Genomic DNA, 20,875 nt, shown 5'->3' on the forward strand with positions numbered 1-20,875 from the left:
CAAACACCCGACGATCAACACTGGTGTAAAGATTGATGCGTTCTTTTCCACGACGCCCCCCGAAGCTGTTGTCGCCACCGTAGCTTTGAAACCGAGAGGGTCAATTTCAATTGTACGGTCAGGTCGGCCTTCAGTGCTTCTTTTCAAAGTAGGTGGCACGTTGTAAGTCGGGGATATGACCGATTTACGTTCCATTTACGAAGACCGAATTGCCGATGGCAGCCTGTCGCCAGATGCAGCACAAGAAGCTGTTTTGCCAGAGCTGGACCGCATCCGAAGTGCGTTGATGGCCCCGCAGAAAAAAGGGTTTTTCAAACGCGCACCAGAACCACCGCAGGGCCTATACCTTTGGGGGGGTGTGGGGCGCGGCAAGTCGATGCTCATGGATATGTTCGCAGCGAATATGGGCGATGTGCCGACGCGGCGCGTGCATTTTCATGCGTTCATGCAGGAAATTCACAGTGCGATGCACGAGGCTCGGAAAACCGGTGTGGATGATGCTATTGCACCTGTCGCGGCAGAGGTCGCGGCAAATGTGAAACTGCTGGCGTTTGACGAGATGCAGATCAGCGACATTACCGATGCGATGATTGTCGGACGCCTGTTCGAGGCGCTTTTCGCCGCGGGCGTGGTCGTGGTGACGACCTCGAACCGAATACCGGATGATCTGTACAAAGACGGGCTGAACCGTCAGATTTTCCTGCCCTTCATCGAATTGATCAAAGAGAAGATGAAGGTGATTGAGCTTGCCAGTCCGCGGGACTACCGACAGGACCGGCTGGCTGGTACGAAATCCTATTTCACCCCCGTCAATCCTGAAAGCCGTGCGGCGATGGATGCTGTCTGGACCGATCTGGCCGGCGGACCGGGGGAGGGGCTGGTCTTGCGGGTTAAAGGTCGCGATGTGGTGGTCCCTGAGTTTCGCAATGGGGTCGCCCGCGCCAAGTTTCACGCGCTGTGTGGTCGGCCCTTGGGTGCGGCGGATTACTTGACATTGGCAGAGGCCGCGCGCGTGTTAATGCTGGACGACATCCCCAGCCTTGGCAGATCGAACTTCAACGAGGCAAAGCGTTTCGTGACCCTGATTGACGCGCTTTATGAAGCCAAGGTTCGGTTGATCTGTTCTGCATCTGCTGAACCCGAGATGTTGTATCTAGAGGGCGAAGGCACCTTTGAGTTTGAGCGTACAGCATCCCGTCTGCGCGAAATGCAGGCCGAAGGCTGGGGCGCTTAATTGCGCTGCTGCCCCCCTGAGGTCACCCAGCTACTTGATGGGTCAAACGCCGCCAGACGCACTGGTGCAGCCTGACTGTGATAGAATGCGACCGACCGGTTGATCCGCTGGCCTTCCTGCGATGTGGCTTGTTGATCGCTGGCCGCCCCACGAGCTGCAAGTGCTTTGCGTTCCGCAATAACAACCGAGGTGAGAAAACCAGCAGTATTGAATGCACCTGACGTGGTTGTCAGCGCCATCGGAACATTGAAATCGCCCTTGGCTGCCGCGCTATTTAATAGGGTGTCGATATAGCTGTCCGACCGTTCTGTACTGATTGCCCAGATCAAATAGGATTCAAGCACTTGTCCCTGTCGTGTGTCGTCAAAAGACTGCACGATCGCGCTTACCGCATGGGCGACGTCGAACGAAGCATCCTTGTGCATCTTGTTCAGCAGCGTTGCGGGCGACAGCGGCACAAAGGCGGGCCCACCGACAGACGGGCGTGACACCCCCCCGTTGATATAGCCCTGCACAACATTCGCGCGATCCGCCGAACGCCAGTGGTCGACGATAAACGTCACTCCTATAAAGATCGCTATCAGTTGTAGATGTCCGAATGCGATCCTGCGCAGAGCAGGGAAATTCTGATATGGTTTGGTCATTGCATTGGCCCCCCAAAGGCAAAAAGTTACCCTCGGAACCTAGAACGCAAATCCCCTATAAATCGTAAATATTGCCAATTCTATTAGTTAAAACGCTATCCGTTTTCCCGTAAAATAGCTCCGGCGAGATACAGCGATCCACAGATCAACACCCTCGCATGGGGCACATTCGCGACGATAGTTGCCAGTGCTTCGGCCACCCCTGGCGCTTCGTATGCGGACAATCCGGCCTCGGCTGCGGCCTGCGCGGTTTCATCTGCGGGCAGGGTCGCCGCCTCTCCCGGAATGGATACCGCAAACAGCCTTTCTGCATGCCCGGCCAACGGACGCAGATAGCCGCCGATGTCCTTTGTATTCAACATGCCACAAATGAGATACGTCGGACGCGCGGGAAGTGCGTCCAGGACAGCCGCGATCGCATCGCCCGCAGCCGGATTATGCCCCCCGTCCAGCCATAATTCAGCCTGGGGTGCGCTGTCGACCAATGGCCCTTCGCGCAGCCGCTGCATCCGTGCAGGCCACGCGGCACGGGTGACGGCTGCCTCGCAGGCCTCGGCCGAGACACCCAACTGCCTTAGCGCTGCCAAAGCCGCACCCGCATTAGAAATCTGGTGTGCGCCCAATAGGTTAGGTTTGGGCAGGTCAAGCAGCCCCGCGTCATCCTGATAGACCATACGACCGGCCTCTTGCCCGACATGCCACTGCTGGCCGTAGGCGAGGATTGGGGCATGGTTACGGGCGGCTTGTGCTTCTATTACCTCGAGGGCCGCGTCTTGTTGAGGGCCGACAACGCAAGGGACGCGCCGCTTGATGATGCCAGCTTTTTCGCCTGCGATCTCGGGCAGGGTCGTGCCCAGAAACTGCTGGTGATCGATGGACACCGGCGTGATCACTGTCAACGCAGGTTGGTCCACAACATTCGTCGCATCCAGACGCCCGCCCAGGCCCACCTCGAGCAAGGTATACTCCGCCGGAGTACGGGCAAAAGCCAGCAGCGCGGCGCAGGTTGTAATCTCGAAATATGTAATGCTTTCGCCATTGTTCGCGGCATAGCATTCATCCAGCAATTCAGTCAGCGCGGCTTCGGAAATCAGCTCTCCGGCAAGGCGAATGCGTTCGTGAAAACGCGCGAGATGCGGTGACGTATACGCATGCACGCGATGGCCATCGGCCTCGAGCCCGGCGCGGATCATCGCTTGGGTAGAGCCCTTGCCGTTGGTCCCGGCGATGTGGATGACGGGCGGCAGATCATTCTGTGGGTTACCCAAAGCATCAAGCAACCGCCACATGCGATCTAGCGTCAGATCGATGATCTTGGGATGCAGCGCCATCATGCGCGCCAGCACTGCATCCGATGTCTTCTGCGTCATTTCGCCTTAGCGTCCAAAGCCGTACTCTTGGGCGTCGCAGCAACAGCTGTGCTGTCGGCCTCAGGTGCGGGGGTCAACGCATGGGATAGATCGCCGCCCTCGGTGGGTGCCGGCAGATCACCCCGTACCGCAGGAGGCAGCTTCATCAGCATGCGCGTGATATCGATCAGCTCGTCGCGCATCTTTGTGCGCGGCGTCACGCGGTCCAGCATACCGTGGTCCAGAAGATATTCGGCGCGCTGGAACCCTTCGGGCAGCTTTTCGCGGATGGTCTGTTCGATGACCCGAGGTCCGGCAAAGCAGATCAGCGCATTAGGTTCGGCAATCTGCACGTCGCCCAACATCGCATAGCTCGCAGTGACGCCGCCCGTGGTGGGGTGCGTCAGCACAACAATATAGGGCAGTCCGGCTTCTTTCAGCATTTGCACAGCGATGGTGGTGCGGGGCATCTGCATCAGGCTCAGGATGCCTTCTTGCATGCGCGCGCCACCTGCGGCGGAGAAGAGCACCAGCGGGCATTTCAGCTTTACCGCCTTTTCGGCCGCGGCGATGATGGCGTTCCCGACATACATGCCCATCGACCCGGCCATAAACGAGAAATCTTGCCCCGCCGCAACGATTTGCGTGCGGCCGATTTCACCGGTGGCGACCAGCATGGCCTCGGCTTCGCCCGTCTGCTTTTGGGCGGCCTTCAGGCGGTCAGGGTATTTCTTTTGATCGCGAAAGTGCAAAGGGTCCGGCGTTGGCGCGGGGACTTTTACCTCGGTAAAAATGCCGCCGTCGAACAACGCTTTGAACCGTTCGCGCGGGGTAATCGCCATGTGGTGACCACAGCTGGTGCAGACGTTCAGGTTGTCCGACACCTCGCGGTGGAACAGCATGGTGCCGCATTCTTCGCATTTCGTCCACAGATTGTCCGGGGTCTCGCGGCGCGAGAAGATCGAATTGATCCGGGGACGGACGTAGTTGTTGATCCAGTTCATGGTGAACCTTTGCTTCCAGTTTCGCTTTCCAGATAAGCTGACGCGATGTAAATTGCAATCAACGCCGGATCGCCAGTCGCGCGGCAAGCCAGCTGACCATCATCAGCGCGAAATCGACAGGCAGCCAAGCGCGCAAGGCCTCGGTGTCGTTCATTCCAAAGGGGGTCAGATACAGCGCCAGCCCCGACAGATCATCAGGCATAGAGGTGATCACGATCGCTGCGACGTTATTGCAAAAATGCACAGCAATGGCTGGCCCCAGCGACCCTGCCCGCGCGGTCAGATCGGCCATCAACATCCCGAAGACACCGGCCCAAAGCGCAATGACCAGCGCATTTTCGCCGGCTTGATCGGGCAGATAGTGGCCAAGCGCGAAGATCACTGCCGGCAATACCATCCACACCAGCGGAGAGCTGAACCGCGCCGCAAGCTGCTGTTGTACATATCCGCGAAAGACGATCTCTTCGGCGCTGACCTGTACCAGCACCCCCAACAGAGAAAATGGGAGCAGCAGCAGCCATGTGCCAAGCGCGAGGTTGGGCACATAGGGCGCCCCAAGGTCCCACGGTGGCAGTAGATACGTGACCACCCCCAGCAGCACCAGTATCTTGAGTACGGCCCAGAATTGCGGTGCCACCAGATGTGCCGGCCCCATCAGGCCCCGCACGGGACGTTTGTGGATCAGGCGCGCCACCACTGCCACGCCGACAATCATCAGGCCGAAACTGCCAAGCAGCAAAAGCATCGCCATAGGCGTTTGGCCCGTGAGCAAGCTATCATAGAAGCCATCCGCACGCGGGCCCATCAGTTTGAAAAGCGTCGTGAACATCAGGTTGTTCAGCAGCAGATAGATCGCGGTTGCCGCCAGAAATCCGACGATCAGACGCCACGGTGCTGCCGAAGGGATCGCAGGCGCGATAAAGGCTTTGTGGGCAGCGTATCGGGTCACGCGGGGTCGTCTCCTACGGGCGGGGGCAAGGCTTCGTCTTCGCGCGGGATATCCACCCGTGCCGCACGAAGCAAGTCGGCGGCGTTGGTCAGATGGCCCGACACGGTCCGCAGGAGGCTCAGCAGGATGAAACGGTCGTTTTCGACCACCGACCGGAACTGATCTGCGCCGATCCGCAAAAACCGGCTGTCTTCAAGCGCGACAAAATCCATCTGCCGCGGCTCGTTGACGATGACGGCAAGGTCGCCGATCAACCGGCCCTTTTCGACGGTCGATACGTGATGCGCCAAGCCTTCTGGGTCACGCCAAGTGAGTTCTCCCTTGCCCGCCAGACATAGATATACCGCATCCGGGCGCTGATCCTGCGCAAAGATCACCTCTCCTTTGTCGACAGAGAACCACTGCGCGGCAAAAGCCAGCAGCCTTTGATTGCGCGAGTCGAGGTTTCCGAACAATTCGTTGCGCGCGATGATCCGAAGTTTGCGCCGTAAATCATCGGAAATACTGTCATCCTGGTTCGGCGTATCAACCTGTGCCAGACCATCAACGCGCCCGCCGCGTATTTTGATGTAGACGTCAAAATCATCGGGATTGGCGAATGTGGTGTTCATGAAAATCTGGGTCGTTTCGGGCAGCAGTTCACCTATCTTGTTGCGAAAACGCGAAAGACCTTCGGCATCATGACCCGCAAGGGACTGGTTCAGGATCAAGATATCGGGGCGCTTCATCGCTGCGCGGCTGAACCCTGCCCGTTCTTGAAACATCGTCGATATGTTCGACCCGCCGATACTGACCGGCAGATCAAAGACGTTCAGCGCCACATCCTGTTGCAGACCGTGCTTCTTGAACACATCCGACACCACATCAAGGATAAGATCAGCCTGCAGACCCGCCACAGCAGATATCCGGCCGTACAGCGCGTTTTCAAGCACAGTCAGGCGCGGCAAATATTGGTCGGACGCAATTGGTACGAACAGGTCGCGTGCCCGTTCGCGCATCGCGGCCCCCTGATTTTTACGGATCCTGAGGATTTCATCCTTGAAGGTTTCGGGAAATGCAGGGCCGATCTGTTCGGCGGTAAAGGCGAACGGCACGGTCAGCAGCAGCGAAAATTCATCCTCACTGAGCGCTTCGTCCCCTTTGGCGCGGCGGCGCAGCGCGATATCGACCAGTTGATCGTACAGCTCTTCTTCGATGCCAAGGGCTGTGAACAACGGGTGGTCTGTGCCATCGCGGCCAAAGGTTTGGTGCAGCGTTTCCACCAGCGTCTGGGAAATCGCGATCCCCTGCTCGGCAAGCCCCTGTTCAATGATCATCGCCAGAAAGCTGCGTTCTAACGCGAGACCGGCTTGTGAAATGCTACGGATCGGCGCGGCGAACATCAGGTTGCCCCCAAGCGCCAACGCCGGGTTGAACCGGTCGGGGTCAAAGCGATGCACCACTTTATCAAGCCCCTGTTCCTTGAGCCGGTCGTGCACCTCGTCACGCAAGGTCACGACACGCGCCGCGAGTTCAGGGTGTTGCTCCGGATTCATCCGATCGACGGCCATGGCGCGGAACATCACGTCTTGGGTGCCCACGGCGTTGACCAGTTGATACCACCAATCATAAATATCGGTGCGGGTGTTCAAATCGGCCAGCCCCGGATCCAGCCAATCGGCTTTGGTGCTGTCCAGACTGTTGCCCGATCGCTGCGTTTCTATCGCCGCTCGGTCGGTCATTTTCGGGTCCCATAGCACGGTCTTTGGGCTCGACCTGAGCGACATCAGCAGGTTATCCCCGACCGTGCCCTGAAACAGATAGGGGTTCGAGTGGGCATAGCCGATGCGTGCGGCCAACACCGCCTGATGCAGCTCTGCCAGATTGTGCCCTGCCATGGTGATCCGACCTCGGGTCGGTAACGCTTCCCGGGTCAGAAGCTCTGCCAAGGCGGTGCGTTCGGTCTGGTTAGGCATCTCGATTGCCACCCGTGCGCCCTTGGGAATCTCGAGGTTGAGATCATCCAGGATCGTATTGCCATCCGGCGTGCGCAGGGACACGTGTTCAAGCACGATAGCTCCGCGCAGATGTGGGATTTCGGCGGGCTCGCCCTCGAACAGGCTTGCGTCAATCTCTCCGCGGGGCGCAAACCGTTCAACAACCACATCCCACCGCAGCGACATATCCTGCGTTTGGTTGTAGTAGGTTAGCAGCTCTTTCCACGGGCTCGACAAATCCTTGTAGGCAGCCAGCGCCGCGACCAGCGCGCCGACGGTGATCTGTCCCTTGATCGCAAGATACCCCCCGACAGCATAGAAAAAGAACGGTGTCAGCTGGGTGATGAAGTTGTTCAGAAACTTCATAAAGAATTTCTTTTGGTAGATCTGAAAGCGGATCTCGAACAAGTACCCCAGCCGGTCAGTGAACAACGCCAAACGGTAGCGCCAGCCGCCATTGGTGCGCAGGTCCGTGATGCCGGCCGCGGTTTCGCCAATCTCTGACGACAGGTGGCGCACCTCTCTGATGCGGTCTTTGTTCAGCAGGTTGATCTGCCGTTGCAGCATGGGGATCAGATAGGCCTGCAACGGGATCAGCGCGACGCCTGCCAGTCCGAACCACGGGGATTGCAAAAAGAGGAACAGCAGAATGATCAACATCTGCCCCGCCTGAAATACGGGTTGGGCAACGGCATCGCCCATCAACCCGCCCATCGGCTCCGCCTCCGAGGTGACCATCGACACCAGTTCGCCTTGGCTGGTATTTTCGTAATAGCTGCGTGGAAACCGCATCATGCGGGCGATCAGCTGATACCGGAACCGCCGCAAAAGCCGTTCAGCCAGAACGCCCTTCATCGTGTTCAGACGCATCTTCATCAGACCGTGGATCAGCACCGCAAACAAATAGGCAAAACACAGCAGCATCAGGAATTGCACCTGACTGAACGACATTCCGAAGGCGTCGATCACATCCGTCTCGGCCCCGATAGCGTCGTTGATGATACGCTTGGGCAGTTCGAGCGTGATATAGAGGAAAGGGAAGGTAATCAGCGTCAGGACAAGCAAAACCAATTGTTCCCGACGGGAGTATTTCCAAATAAAGGAAAAAATCGACTGCTCCATGCAGGGTCGCTTTCGCTAGGGGGCGGCACAGAGCCAAGGTTCGGCTAAACACCTACGCGCAGAGCCCCCGCTGTTCAACTGGTGGCTTGAGCCTTGCAGCGGCAGGTCTGGGTGGCTATTCCGGTGTAAACGTCCACTCAGGGAGGCCTGCCACATGTCCACCAACACCCGCTTTGATAAATCCAGACTGCCAAGCCGGCACGTGACCGAAGGACCAGAGCGCGCGCCGCACCGGTCCTATTACTACGCAATGGGCATGACCGAAGAAGAGATTCACCAGCCTCTGGTGGGCGTGGCAACCTGCTGGAACGAAGCGGCCCCGTGTAACATCGCGCTGAACCGTCAGGCCCAAGCGGTCAAGATCGGCGTTAAGGCGCAGCAAGGTACGCCGCGTGAATTCACCACCATCACCGTGACCGACGGTATCGCCATGGGCCACGAAGGCATGCGGTCGTCGCTTGCATCGCGCGAGGCGATTGCCGACACGGTAGAGCTGACCATGCGCGGTCACTGCTACGATGCGATTGTCGGTCTTGCGGGCTGCGACAAATCGCTGCCTGGCATGATGATGGCGATGCTGCGGCTGAACGTGCCGTCCGTGTTCCTCTACGGTGGGTCGATCCTGCCGGGCAAAGTACCGGAAGGGGCCGATGTGCCTGCCGATTTCGCCAGTCGTGATCTGACCGTGCAAGACGTGTTCGAGGCTGTGGGCAACTACCAGAACGGCAGCATGTCGCAAGCCGCGCTCGAGATTTTGGAACGCGTGGCCTGCCCGACGGCCGGTGCTTGTGGTGGCCAGTTCACCGCCAACACCATGGCCTGCGTTTCTGAGGCGATCGGCCTTGCGCTGTTGAACTCTTCGGGCATGCCCGCACCCTATGTATCGCGTGACGCCTATGCGGCCGCCTCGGGCGAAGCGGTGATGCACCTGATCGAAAAGAACATTCGTGCGCGCGACATCTGCACCCGCGAAGCGTTTGAAAACGCGGCACGGATCGTGGCCTGCACGGGCGGGTCGACGAATGCCGGCCTGCACCTGCCAGCCATGGCCGCCGAGGCGGGCATCTCGTTTGACCTCAGCGATGTGTGCGAAATCTTCCGTGACACGCCTTATTTCGTCGACATGAAACCCGGCGGGTCGCATGTGGCGAAAGACCTGTATGACGCGGGCGGTGTGCCGGTCGTGATGAAAGAACTGCGCAAGGCCGGTCTGCTGCACGCCGACTGTCTGACAGCTTCGGGCCGCTCTATCGGCGAGGAGCTGGACATGATCGAACGCGAAGCCGACGGCAAAGTCATCCACGCCATCGAAACGCCGATCAGCAAAACCGGTGGCGTCGTTGGCCTGAAAGGCAATCTGGCCCCCGAAGGGGCGATCGTGAAAATCGCGGGCATGTCCGAAGAGGACATCGTGTTTACCGGTCCGGCGCTGATCTTTGAATGCGAGCAAGACGCTTTCGAAGCCGTGCAAAACCGCGCCTACAGCGAAGGCGACGTGTTCGTGATCCGCAACGAAGGCCCCGCGGGCGGCCCCGGCATGCGCGAAATGCTGGCGACCACAGCGGCACTTTCTGGTCAGGGCATGGGCAAAAAGGTCGCGCTGATCACTGACGGCCGTTTCTCTGGTGCGACACGCGGTTTCTGCGTCGGTCACGTTGGTCCCGAAGCCGCACATGGCGGCCCGATTGCCCTGCTCAAGGCGGGCGACATGATCACGTTGAACGCGATCACCGGCTCTATCTCGGTCGATATCTCGGACGATGAAATGGCAGAGCGAAAAGCCGCTTGGCCCGGTGCGCGCAAGACCAACTACCAAAGCGGCGCACTGTGGAAATACGCGCAGCTTGTGGGCCCAACCTATCTGGGTGCGGTCACGCATCCCGGCGCAAAGGCGGAAACCCATGACTACATGGACCTGTAAAGGTCCGCTCGCGGCCCTTGGGCTGGTGCTTCTGACCGCCTGCGAGGGCGGTCAGGGGTTTGGCGCGTCTTCGGGTGCTGCCAAGCCACCGCTGTCGCGTGCAAAAATGGCCGGCGGGGTCGTATTGGTCGCCCCCGACGGTTTCTGCATCGACCAGACCAGCCTTGAACCCCGCTTTGCCGTGGTTGCACGCTGTGACGGGTTAGGGGCACCTGCCTCTGCGGGAGCTGCACCGCGCGGGTTGATCACGGTCAGCCTGACCCCGTCCAAATCCGGCCTCTTGCCAAGCGCACAGCAGATCGCGGCAGAAACCGCGCTGCAAAACGTGAGCAATGTGGAAAAGGGCGAAAATCACGTCACTTTCCGCGCTCAAGGACGTATTCCTGTTGGCGGTCTTTCCCCGAACCAATGGCGCGGCGTGGCACGGATGGGCACACAGACCGCCGGCATCGCGGTCTACGGTCCGGAACGCGGCGATATCGCAAGCGCCTCAGGGCGCGGGGTGTTGTCTCAGTTGATCACCCGTAGCATGAAGGCAAGCGCACCCGCGCAAACCACTGTCGCCAAGCGCAATTAACGCGCCAATTACACCCCGCCCATTTCATTTGTGCCCCCAAGCCGCAGCCGGTAGGGTACGACCAACAACCCAATCCTTAATCGGGGCAACAGGCACCATGCGCAAACTTGGGAAAAAGCTGATCGACAGCGCCATGATCGCGCGGTTCACCCGCCGCTGGTCAGCCAAGGCAGACCGTGCCCCCCACACCGACATCTCGGTGCTGCGCAAGCAAGCGGGTCACGCGCGCGCGTTGCGCCGACATCTCGACAAGCTGATCTATACCGCCGAAGACCGACTTGCCCTGCCCCGCATCGGCTCTGACACGTTCTCTCGGCCCCATAACACTGACTGGTCTTGGCGTCCGCAGCTGTGGCGCGCACCTTTGGCGCAGTCTGGTCTGTCGTCCGTTCAGCCCAAAGCGACCATGGGCGATGAGGTCACGATCTTTCACGACTGCATCCTGTCAGAATTGGGCATCCGGCAAATCCGCAACCTCGAAGAGACCCATCTGGCACCCTATGGGCTGAGGCTGGAGGTCTATCGGTTTGACGGGTCGTTCCTGTCGCTGGTTCTGGATTTGCCGGATGACTGCGTCGAGGGGCTTAAGCGGACCCATGTCCTGCGTGTAGATGCTGTGATCGAGATGGAAAAACCCATCGAGATCTTCGCCCGTCTCAATATCCGCCACGGCCCCAATACCGAACAGATGGTTCAGGAACTGCCGCTAGACAAAACCGAGATCACCGCAGAGTTCGACCTCGCGTATTCCAACCTGAACGAAAAACGCGTGGAGAAAGCCTGGATCGACCTAATTTTTGAAGGCCCCGAGATGAACCAGATCATGCTGCGTGACCTGACCTTTTCGCGCCGCCCGCGTGCCCAGCTATAGGAACCCCGCATGAGCAACCTGACCCTCACCAAGACCCATATGATTGATGGCACGTGGCAAGGGATCGTCACCGGCGCGGGCGACGCCCAACCCGATCTTGCAGTCACCCACGCAGATGCCGACGTAGCGGGCATAAAGCTGGTACATAACGCGGGGTCTGACCATTGGGTGCTCAGCATCCCCGTTCCCGCTGCGGCAATTGCCGACGGCATCCACACCCTGCTGGTCGCAGATCGGACATCGGGCACAACACTGGCCAGCATCACCCTGATCGGGGACGAGGTGACGGGCCCGAACCTGCGTGCCGAGGTGGATTTGCTGCGTGCAGAGCTGGATATGCTTAAACGGGCCTTCCGGCGGCATTGCGTCGAAACCAGCTGACGGGCGCTGTGTGCGCCAACCCTATGATGGGGCTCGGGATGCCGCCACCACAGAGCGATTTGAAAAAAACAGATAGAACCAAAAAGCCGGCCCGCATGACTGCGGACCGGCCTTTTGCATAGCTTCTGAGTGAGATGTTTACTTTTTCGGGCCGAGTGCGGACAGGCCTTTGAGGATGTCGATGGCATAGGCCAACTGGTAATCCTCTTCGCGCAAGGACGCAGCTTTTTCGGCCTTGGCACGGTCTTCCATGATTTGGTCGACCTGATCGTCGGTCAGGCTGTCGTTGTTGAGGCTGCCGCGCAGGTCTGCTTCGGAACGCAGGGGGCGTGCTGCTGTATCCTCGTCTTCGGGGTCCGCAGGTTTGGTCGGAGGCTGTGCGACGATGATGTCAGGGGACACCCCGAGCGCCTGGATAGAGCGGCCCGACGGCGTGTAGTACCGCGCCGTGGTCAGGCGCATCGCCCCTTCACCGCGCAGCGGCATGATCGTTTGCACCGACCCTTTACCAAAGCTTTTTGTGCCCACCACAATCGCGCGTCGGTGGTCTTGCAAGGCACCGGCAACGATCTCGGAAGCCGAGGCAGAGCCGCCGTTGATCAGCACGACAATCGGCTTACCCTCGGCCAGATCGCCGGGGGTCGCGTTAGTGCGATCGCCATCCGCCGCATCACGGCCACGGGTGCTGACGATCTCGCCTTCTTCAAGGAAAGCATCTGACACAGCGATGGCCTGATTCAGCAACCCACCGGGGTTGTTGCGCAGATCAACGACAAAGCCGCTGACATTCTCGATGCCGCCGGCGGCCTCGACCTGCTCGTCCAGACCTTCTTTCAGCTTGGGGTAGGTCTGTTCGTTGAACGTCGTGACACGCAAAACAACAGCGTTGCCCTCGGTACGCGCCCGCACCGCAGTCAGCTGGATTGTATCGCGCACCAGCGACACGTCAAACGGCTCTGTCTCGCCTTCGCGCACTACGGTGATCGCGATTTCGGACCCGACAGGTCCGCGCATCAGCTCAACGGCGTCATCCAGCGTCAGCCCCAGCAGGCTTTCGCCGTCCACATGGGTGATGAAATCGCCCGCTTCGATTCCTGCCTCAGAGGCAGGCGTGCCGTCGATGGGGGAAACAACTTTGACGAAACCCTCTTCCTGCGTCACCTCGATGCCAAGTCCGCCGAATTCTCCGCGCGTCTGGTCGCGCATCTTCAACGCGTCTTTCGGCGACAGGTAGCTGGAGTGTGGATCAAGCGAGGTAAGCATGCCGTTGATCGCGGCCTCTACCAGCTCTTCGGTGTCGACCTCTTCGACGTATTGCGCGCGGATGCGTTCAAAGATGTCGCCGAACAGATCAAGCTGTTCATAAACGTTGCTGTTCTTTTCAGTTTCCTGTGCCAGCAAGGGGCCCGCAATCTGCGTCGTGGCAATTACCCCTGCCAGCGTACCGCCCACGGCAGCCATCACGAACTTCTTCATCGTTTATCCATCCTTATCAGTTCGGAACCAGTCTGACGGGTCCTGCGGAACATTGTTCTCTCTTACTTCTATATAGAGCGTTTCTGAACGCTCTATGCCAGCCCCATCACCATTTGGTGAGAGCGCCTGTTGATTTACCCCGGTCGGGCCGCCCATCAGACCGATAGGCGTTGCCGCCGCGATCACCTGTCCTGCCTCGCCATAGACCACATCCAGCCCCGCCAGCACAAACAACGCGCCGGCCCGCGGTTCAAGAATGACCACGTTGCCAAGGTCCAAAAGGGCGCCGGTGTAGCGGATTGTTGCCGCTGTTGGCGATGTCACGATGGCACGCGGGCGTGTGGCAAGGATAATACCGGGGCGTGTCACCCCTGCGGCATCGGTTTCATTGGCGCGGCGCAGGATCACGCCTTGCACCGGCATGGCGAGCTCGCCCTTCTGCCCTTCGAAATCAGCCGGCCCATCCGGGATTGGCTCAGAGGTCATTTCCGAAAGGCCGCTGGCAAACCCCGACAGTGTTTCCGAGGAGGAAATCAGGATCGCGGTGCGGACCGGGTCTTCGCTAAAGCGTTTGGGCAAGTCGGTTCGGTTGGCCATAGCCTGATTCAATTCAGTACGGGCCCGCTGGATTTCGGTCAGCCCGTCCTGCAGGCGCTGTGCCGCATCGGTTTGAAGGGTGCGCAGCGTCTGGACGTCTTGCAAATCCTGCCGCAACACATCGGCGCGGGTGTTCAGCGCGGGTGTCAGCTCTGCCAATAACATGCCCGCGCGCGCCGTGCCTACAGGCCCTTCGGGGTGCAGGAACAACGTGGGCGACGGGTTGCCGCCAATGCTTTGGAGCACCCCCAGCAACTGCGCGACCTCGCCATCGCGGGCCTGTAGTTTCTTGCTCAGCTGGGCTTCGTTGATCGCCGCCTGACGCAGCCCCTCGCGCATGGCACCAAGACCCGTTTCAAACGCCTGAATGGTCTGGGTGAGTGCCTGAACACGGTCCCGCGCCCCATCCGCTGCATCCAACTGGGCAGAAGCCGCCTCAAGATCGGCCATCGCACGACGTGCCTGCTCAGCCGCCTCTGTCTGCGCAAACACGCTGACGGGCCAGAACATCAGAGCAAGGGCACAAAGGCGGATCATTCGAGCAAGGACTTTCCCGTCATCTCTACCGGCTGGTCCAGTCCCATCAGCTGCAAGACCGTGGGGGCCAGATCGGCCAACCGACCTGTGCGCAGACTGGCCCCTTCGGGCCCGCCCACTACCGCAACCGGCACGGGGTTCAATGTATGTGCCGTGTGCGCCCCGCCGGTTTCGGGGTCAATCATCGTCTCGCAATTGCCATGGTCCGCGGTGACGATCATCGCACCGCCGACGTCCTCTAGCGCCTCAAGCACACGGCCAAGGCCCGTATCCACCGCTTCGCAGGCGGCAATGGCGGCATCCAGATCGCCGGTGTGCCCCACCATGTCGGGGTTCGCGTAATTCACCACGATCAAGTCATAACGGTCCTTGATCGCCTGCACGAAATGGTCGGTCACCTCGCCGCATGACATCTCGGGCTGCAAATCATAGGTCGCCACATTAGGCGACTTTGGCATAAAGCGGTCTTCGCCTATCGTCGGGGTTTCCGCGCCGCCGTTCAGGAAGAACGTCACATGGGGGTATTTCTCTGTCTCGGCCAGACGGAACTGGCGCAGGCCATGCTGCGCAACCCATGCGCCAAGCGTGTTCACGATCTCGGGCTTGGGATACATGGTGGTCATGAACGCCATATGCGCATCGGAATATTCCGCCATGCCCATGACCGCAGACCACGCTGGCCGCGCTCCCGTGTCGAACGCATCAAAATCAGGAGCTGCAAGCGCCGACATGATTTCGCGCGCGCGATCGGCGCGGAAATTCAGGCAAAACACCCCGTCCCCATCTTGCACACCCTCATAGCCATGCAACACCGTGGGCGTAATAAATTCGTCGTTCTCTTCCAACCCGTAGGCATCCGTCACCGCAGCGGACGCGGTCGGCGCGTCACGGCCCTTGCCCAGCACGATCGCCTCATAGGCTTTGGCCACGCGGTCCCAGCGGTTGTCGCGGTCCATAGCAAAGTAGCGCCCCAACACTGTCGCGATGGACGCCCCGTCGGGCAAGGCGGCTTGCAACGTCTCGAAATAGCCCAGTGCCGACCGTGGAGCCACATCGCGCCCGTCCGTCAAAGCGTGGATCACCACCGGAACACCGTGATCGCAAATCGCGTGCACCGCGGCGATCATATGCGTGAGATGCCCGTGCACGCCGCCGTCAGACACCAGCCCCATCAGATGGGCCGTACCGCCAGTCTTTTTCAGCGTCGCAATAAAATCGATCAAAGGCTGATGCTTCGCAAACGCCCCCTCTTCGATAGCCAAATCGATCTGACCGAGATCCATCGCCACCACCCGACCGGCCCCGATATTGGTATGCCCCACTTCGGAGTTCCCCATCTGCCCCTGTGGCAACCCGACGTCAGGGCCAAAGGTAGTCAGCGTGGCCGAGGGACAGCTTTGCATGATCCGGTCGAAATGCGGTGTTTTGGCCAGCAGCGGTGCGTTCCCTTTGGGATCATCGCACAGGCCCCACCCATCCAGAATGCATAATACGACAGGTTTTGGGGTGTTCATCCTAAGACCGCTCCGAAGATTTTCAGTGGTTTTCCGTCTTTTAGCGGCTCTGAGACGGATGGTGAACCTAATTCATTGCAGATTACAAACTTGTAAGCTGGCGCTGGCCAAATCACGCGGCGCACCCTTGCCCTGCCGGCGCGGTTTGGTCATAAGATGGGCGCATCAAAGCCAAGGACGACAGCATGACATTCCAAGCACCGGAAACCCGCATTGTGACCACCTGGCGCGTCGCCTGTGACGGCAGCGAGGGAGCCTTGGGGCACCCGCGCGTCTGGCTGCAAATCCCGCAAGACAAAGGCTGGGTCGAATGTGGGTACTGCGACTGCAAGTTCATCCACGCCGAGTTTGAGGGCAAAGTCTGACCAAAGCGTTACGATGGCTGGGCGCACTTGCGCTTTTGCCAGTGTGTTTTGTGAGTGCTGCCCTTATCGGTGCCGTCTGGGCGCCCGGCGTAGCCCAAGACCGTGCGATGCCCTCGCGCGACGTGCTTTTGATCCACGGACCGATCCATTACGATCTGCTGATCCCGCTCGATGACATTTCGCGGCCGCGTTTTGCATCTCTCGAGGCGCGTGGCGTGCCGCTATCGCACCCTGATGCGCGCTGGCTGGTGATCGGCTGGGGCGCGCGCAAGTTTTATACGCAAACCCCGACCTATCGCGAGCTGAAGCCCGGCAATGTCTGGCGCGGTGTTATCGGCGATGACGCAGTCTTGCGGATTGACGTGATCGGCCCAATAAACCAGCAGATAAAACGCCGGAGCGTCGCCATGACCGAACGGCAGTATCGCACGCTGGTAGATAATGTCTGGTCCGAGTTTACACTCGGGCCCGATGGCCTGCCCGAACGCGTGGGGGTCACAGGGTATACCACCACAGACGGATTCTTTGCGGCCGAGGGGCGTTTTAGCATCCTGCGCACCTGTAATGTCTGGATCGGCGACCAGCTGCGTGCGGCGGGCTTGCGTTTTGGGCGTTGGACGCCGCTGCCTCTTTCGGTCAGCCTGTCCTATCAACTTTACCAAAGCGATCGCCGCTGACGTGGGACGCTCCGCAGGGAGTTTAAGTGGCAAAATGAAGCCGGTCCCTATCAATTGGCCGCTGGAGAGTTTGGCTGCTTCGTGACAAAAGAAGGCTTGTCTGAAAGAGGAGCACCGACATGTCCGGCACATTTGGCAAGGGTCACCATCTGCATCTGATCGACGGGTCGGCGTTTATTTTTCGCGCCTACCACGCGCTGCCGCCGTTGACGCGCAAATCGGACGGGCTGCCGATCGGAGCTGTTGCCGGTTTTTGCAACATGTTGCAGCGCTATGTCGAAGGCAACACCGGGCCCGATGCGCCAACCCATGTGGCCGTGATCTTCGACAAGGGCAGCCACACCTTCCGCAATGACATGTACGACAAGTACAAGGCCAACCGCGAGGCCATGCCCGAAGACCTGCGTCCGCAGATCCCCCTGACCCGCACCGCCACCGAAGCCTTCAACATCGCGTGCAAGGAGAAGCAAGGCTATGAGGCGGATGATATCATCGCGACGCTCGCCGTGCAGGCCCGTGCCGCGGGTGGGCGCTGCACCATCATTAGTTCGGACAAGGATTTGATGCAGTTGGTCGGCGGCGGCGTCGAAATGCTGGATGCGATGAAGAACAAAAGCATCGACCGTGATGGCGTGTTCGAGAAATTCGGCGTGTTCCCCGACCGTGTGGTTGATGTGCAAGCCCTGGCCGGGGATTCCGTCGATAACGTGCCTGGCGCACCCGGAATCGGGATCAAGACCGCCGCGCTGCTGATCAACGAATATGGCGATCTTGATACGTTGCTTGAACGCGCGGGCGAGATCAAACAGCCCAAACGCCGGCAGACCTTGATCGACCACGCAGATCAAATCCGCCTGTCCCGCGATCTGGTTCAGCTGGACGAGAATACGCCGCTGGACTTTACGCTGGACGACCTCGAGGTACGCGACCCCGACGCCGAGCAGCTGCTCGGTTTCCTTGCCGAGATGGAGTTTCGCACACTGTCAAAACGCGTGGCCGAGGTGTTGGGCAAAGAGGCCCCCACCATCGCGGACGCACCGGTCCCGGCCGATGCCCCCGCCGCGGCGGACGTGCCCTTTGACGCAGACCTGTATGAACACGTCAGCGACACAGAGGCCCTGCAGGCCTGGATCGAGCGGATTTACGAATTCGGCTATGTCGCCGTCGATACAGAGACCACGGGGCTGGACGATATGGTCGCGCAGCTGGTCGGCGTTTCGCTTTGCGTCGAACCCGGCAAAGCCTGCTACATCCCGCTCATCCACAAGGCGCGTGGCAGCGATGATCTGTTTGGCTCTGACGATTTGGCCGAGGGGCAGATCCCGCTTGAAGAGGCGCTGCGCCTGTTGACCCCGATGTTGCAGGATCCCGCGATCCTGAAAATCGGGCAAAACATGAAATACGACAGCAAGATATTTGGGCAACTCGGCATCAATGTCGCCCCGATCGACGATACGATGCTGCTGTCTTATGCGATGCACGCCGGGCTGCACGGGCACGGGATGGACACGCTGTCAGAACGGTACCAGTCGCACACACCGATCCCGATCAAACCTTTGTTGGGCTCAGGTAAATCCGCGATCACCTTTGATAAGGTCCCGCTGGCCGATGCGGTGAAATATGCTGCCGAGGATGCGGATATTACTCTACGTTTGTGGCAGCTGTTCAAGCCGCAGCTGCACCGCGTCGAGGTGACGAAGGTGTATGAAACACTTGAGCGTCCCTTGGTGCCTGTGTTGGCCGCGATGGAACGGTCTGGCGTCAAGGTGGACCGCGATACGCTGAGCCGGATGTCGAATGCCTTTGCGCAGAAGATGGCAGGGCTTGAGGATGAAATCTATCAACTCGCCGGTCGCAAATTCAATGTCGGATCGCCCAAGCAGCTTGGTGAGATCCTGTTTGACGAGATGGCGCTGGAAGGCGGCAAAAAGGGCAAGACGGGGGCCTATGCCACCGGTGCCGACGTGCTTGAGGACCTCGCGACAGAGCATGACTTGCCCGCACGTGTGCTGGACTGGCGGCAGCTGTCGAAGCTGAAATCGACCTACACCGACGCGCTTCAGGACCACATCAACCCTGACACCGGACGCGTACACACCTCATACTCCATCGCGGGGGCATCGACGGGCCGGCTGGCGTCGACCGATCCGAACCTGCAAAACATCCCGATCCGATCCGAAGAAGGCCGCCGCATCCGCGAGGCCTTTGTTGCCGAGCCGGGTAAAGTGCTGGTCGCGCTGGACTATTCCCAGATCGAGCTTCGGATTCTGGCGCATATTGCCAACATCCCTGAGCTCAAGCAGGCCTTTCAGGACGGCATCGACATTCACGCCTTGACCGCATCAGAAATGTTCGGCGTTCCGCTCGATGAAATGACATCGGACGTGCGCCGTCAGGCCAAAGCGATCAACTTTGGCGTGATCTATGGCATCTCGGGCTTTGGCCTGGCGCGCAACCTGCGCATTCCGCGGGCCGAGGCACAGGGCTTCATTGACCGTTATTTCGAACGTTTCCCCGGCATCCGCACCTATATGAACGACACCAAAGCGTTTGCGAAAGAGCATGGCTTTGTGCAGACCCTGTTCGGACGCAAAATCCACACGCCAGAGATCAGCGCCAAAGGCCCCCGCGCGGGGTTCGCCCAACGGGCCGCTATTAACGCGCCGATCCAGGGGACAGCCGCAGACGTGATCCGCCGCGCGATGATCCGCATGCCCGACGCGATCAAGGGCATGCCCGCCACGATGCTGCTGCAGGTGCACGATGAACTGCTGTTCGAGGTGGAAAAAGGGGCCGAAGATGCTCTGATCGACGCCGCGCGTCATGTGATGGAAAACGCAGCCGATCCGGTGGTCAAACTGGACGTAAAGCTGACGGTGGACGCAGGGATAGGGTCAAACTGGGCGGAGGCGCATTAAGCGCCTTTGCCGTTTGTCTAGGTGAGCGCTATCCAGTGAGGGCTGCCTTTGCTCCGCGAGACCTGTTTCGCACCGGGCCCAATCTTGGCATTCAGTGTCGCGCGTCGCAGCGGGGCGCTTTCCGCGCACCGAAATCAGTCAGGCAGTTCGCCCGACGGGATGATGCCAAAGAAGCTGCCGCCGGACCATACGCCGAACCAGCCCTCGTGGTGCTGACCCAGTTCGACCAGCCGGTAAAAGCTTTTGCGGTCGATCAGCGCCTCTAGGTTGCGGCGGATACGGACGTAGGGTGCCGGCTCTCCGGTTTCGGGGGCACGCTCGATACGGATCGGCAGATCGGGGCCAGCAACCGCGATATCCCCAAGGTTGGTCTGGAACGTGAGCGTCTGATCGGTGCCGCTGCCTTCGGCCTCGAAATCGATGGCGACAAAGGGGGCATCTTCGACCTTGATGCCGACCTTTTCAACCGGCGTCACAAGGAAATAGTCGTCGTCTTCACGGATCAGAATCGATGCGAACAGCTTTACCAGCCCCATGCGGCCAATCGGAGTGCCTTGATAGAACCAGGTGCCGTCGCGTTTGATCTCCATGTCCAGATCGCCGCAAAACGGGGGGTTCCACTTCTCTACCGGCGGCAATCCGCGTGTTTTGGCGGCGGAAACAGACGCGGCAAGGCTTTCTGCTGTTGGGGTCACGGTTTTTTGTCCACTCATTGCTTTTGCCATTTCCTGTTCACACGATACACTTACATCTAACTGATATA

At 59.6% G+C, this 20,875-nt stretch carries 17 protein-coding genes; 8 read left to right on the plus strand and 9 right to left on the minus strand.

Annotation, left to right across the window (positions count from 1 at the left end):
• Positions 1 to 175: 175 nt before the first annotated feature.
• A complete protein-coding gene (gene zapE / locus BLQ98_RS03875) occupies positions 176 to 1,234 on the plus strand; it encodes a cell division protein ZapE (protein WP_093732029.1) in 1,059 nt (352 codons plus the stop codon).
• Here zapE and BLQ98_RS03880 read toward each other — a convergent pair.
• From BLQ98_RS03880 to BLQ98_RS03900, 5 genes are all read right to left on the minus strand, one after another.
• The gene (locus BLQ98_RS03880; protein ID WP_093732030.1) at positions 1,231 to 1,878 is read right to left on the minus strand and encodes a hypothetical protein; all 648 of its coding nucleotides are present in this window, start codon (positions 1,876 to 1,878) and stop codon (positions 1,231 to 1,233) included. The two genes, zapE and BLQ98_RS03880, sit on opposite strands and share 4 nt — an antisense overlap.
• Positions 1,879 to 1,973: 95 nt before the next feature.
• Complete coding sequence (locus BLQ98_RS03885; RefSeq protein ID WP_093732031.1) at positions 1,974 to 3,248, minus strand: bifunctional folylpolyglutamate synthase/dihydrofolate synthase; 1,275 nt, start codon at positions 3,246 to 3,248, stop codon at positions 1,974 to 1,976.
• The gene (accD, locus tag BLQ98_RS03890) at positions 3,245 to 4,231 is read right to left on the minus strand and encodes an acetyl-CoA carboxylase, carboxyltransferase subunit beta (protein WP_093732032.1); all 987 of its coding nucleotides are present in this window, start codon (positions 4,229 to 4,231) and stop codon (positions 3,245 to 3,247) included. The genes BLQ98_RS03885 and accD overlap by 4 nt, the downstream gene beginning before the upstream one ends.
• A 58-nt stretch (positions 4,232 to 4,289) precedes the next feature.
• The gene (locus tag BLQ98_RS03895) at positions 4,290 to 5,180 is read right to left on the minus strand and encodes a CPBP family intramembrane glutamic endopeptidase (protein ID WP_093732033.1); all 891 of its coding nucleotides are present in this window, start codon (positions 5,178 to 5,180) and stop codon (positions 4,290 to 4,292) included.
• Positions 5,177 to 8,278 carry an ABC transporter transmembrane domain-containing protein gene (locus BLQ98_RS03900; RefSeq protein ID WP_093732034.1) on the minus strand — a complete coding sequence of 1,034 codons (3,102 nt, stop codon included), beginning with the start codon at positions 8,276 to 8,278 and terminating at the stop codon, positions 5,177 to 5,179. The genes BLQ98_RS03895 and BLQ98_RS03900 overlap by 4 nt, the downstream gene beginning before the upstream one ends.
• Before the next feature lie 154 nt (positions 8,279 to 8,432).
• Here BLQ98_RS03900 and ilvD point away from each other — a divergent pair, with 154 nt between their 5' ends.
• The 4 genes from ilvD (at position 8,433) to BLQ98_RS03920 (ending at position 12,028) form a co-directional block, all read left to right on the plus strand.
• Positions 8,433 to 10,199 carry a dihydroxy-acid dehydratase gene (gene ilvD / locus BLQ98_RS03905; protein WP_093732035.1) on the plus strand — a complete coding sequence of 589 codons (1,767 nt, stop codon included), beginning with the start codon at positions 8,433 to 8,435 and terminating at the stop codon, positions 10,197 to 10,199.
• Complete coding sequence (locus tag BLQ98_RS03910; RefSeq protein WP_093732036.1) at positions 10,180 to 10,776, plus strand: hypothetical protein; 597 nt, start codon at positions 10,180 to 10,182, stop codon at positions 10,774 to 10,776. Before ilvD ends, BLQ98_RS03910 begins: the two co-directional genes overlap by 20 nt.
• A 97-nt stretch (positions 10,777 to 10,873) precedes the next feature.
• Positions 10,874 to 11,647, plus strand: a complete 774-nt coding sequence (locus BLQ98_RS03915; protein ID WP_093732037.1) for a DUF6478 family protein — start codon at positions 10,874 to 10,876, stop codon at positions 11,645 to 11,647.
• A 9-nt stretch (positions 11,648 to 11,656) separates the two neighbouring features.
• Positions 11,657 to 12,028, plus strand: a complete 372-nt coding sequence (locus BLQ98_RS03920) for a hypothetical protein (protein ID WP_093732038.1) — start codon at positions 11,657 to 11,659, stop codon at positions 12,026 to 12,028.
• A 138-nt stretch (positions 12,029 to 12,166) separates the two neighbouring features.
• Here BLQ98_RS03920 and BLQ98_RS03925 read toward each other — a convergent pair whose 3' ends face one another.
• From BLQ98_RS03925 to gpmI, 3 genes are read right to left on the minus strand one after another with little or no spacing between them, the layout of a single operon-like run.
• Complete coding sequence (locus BLQ98_RS03925) at positions 12,167 to 13,504, minus strand: S41 family peptidase (RefSeq protein WP_093732039.1); 1,338 nt, start codon at positions 13,502 to 13,504, stop codon at positions 12,167 to 12,169.
• Positions 13,505 to 13,507: 3 nt separating this feature from the next.
• Complete coding sequence (locus tag BLQ98_RS03930) at positions 13,508 to 14,638, minus strand: murein hydrolase activator EnvC family protein (RefSeq protein ID WP_093732040.1); 1,131 nt, start codon at positions 14,636 to 14,638, stop codon at positions 13,508 to 13,510.
• A complete protein-coding gene (gene gpmI, locus BLQ98_RS03935; protein ID WP_093732041.1) occupies positions 14,635 to 16,152 on the minus strand; it encodes a 2,3-bisphosphoglycerate-independent phosphoglycerate mutase in 1,518 nt (505 codons plus the stop codon). The genes BLQ98_RS03930 and gpmI overlap by 4 nt, the downstream gene beginning before the upstream one ends.
• Before the next feature lie 185 nt (positions 16,153 to 16,337).
• Here gpmI and BLQ98_RS03940 point away from each other — a divergent pair, with 185 nt between their 5' ends.
• The 3 genes from BLQ98_RS03940 to polA all read left to right on the plus strand — a co-directional run bounded on the left by BLQ98_RS03940 (position 16,338) and on the right by polA (position 20,112).
• On the plus strand, positions 16,338 to 16,517 hold the full coding sequence (locus BLQ98_RS03940; RefSeq protein ID WP_093732042.1) for a zinc-finger domain-containing protein: 180 nt from the start codon (positions 16,338 to 16,340) through the stop codon (positions 16,515 to 16,517).
• A 50-nt stretch (positions 16,518 to 16,567) separates the two neighbouring features.
• Entirely contained in the window at positions 16,568 to 17,194 is a 627-nt protein-coding gene (locus BLQ98_RS03945) for a TIGR02117 family protein (protein ID WP_237272605.1), read from the plus strand.
• 119 nt (positions 17,195 to 17,313) lie between these two features.
• Positions 17,314 to 20,112 (plus strand): DNA polymerase I, encoded by a 2,799-nt coding sequence (gene polA, locus BLQ98_RS03950; RefSeq protein ID WP_093732044.1) that lies wholly within the window; start codon positions 17,314 to 17,316, stop codon positions 20,110 to 20,112.
• A gap of 134 nt (positions 20,113 to 20,246) precedes the next feature.
• Here polA and BLQ98_RS03955 read toward each other — a convergent pair whose 3' ends face one another.
• Complete coding sequence (locus tag BLQ98_RS03955) at positions 20,247 to 20,825, minus strand: DUF1285 domain-containing protein (RefSeq protein WP_093732045.1); 579 nt, start codon at positions 20,823 to 20,825, stop codon at positions 20,247 to 20,249.
• Positions 20,826 to 20,875 lie beyond the last annotated feature (50 nt).

Source organism: Sulfitobacter litoralis (assembly GCF_900103185.1).
Taxonomy (GTDB): domain Bacteria; phylum Pseudomonadota; class Alphaproteobacteria; order Rhodobacterales; family Rhodobacteraceae; genus Sulfitobacter; species Sulfitobacter litoralis.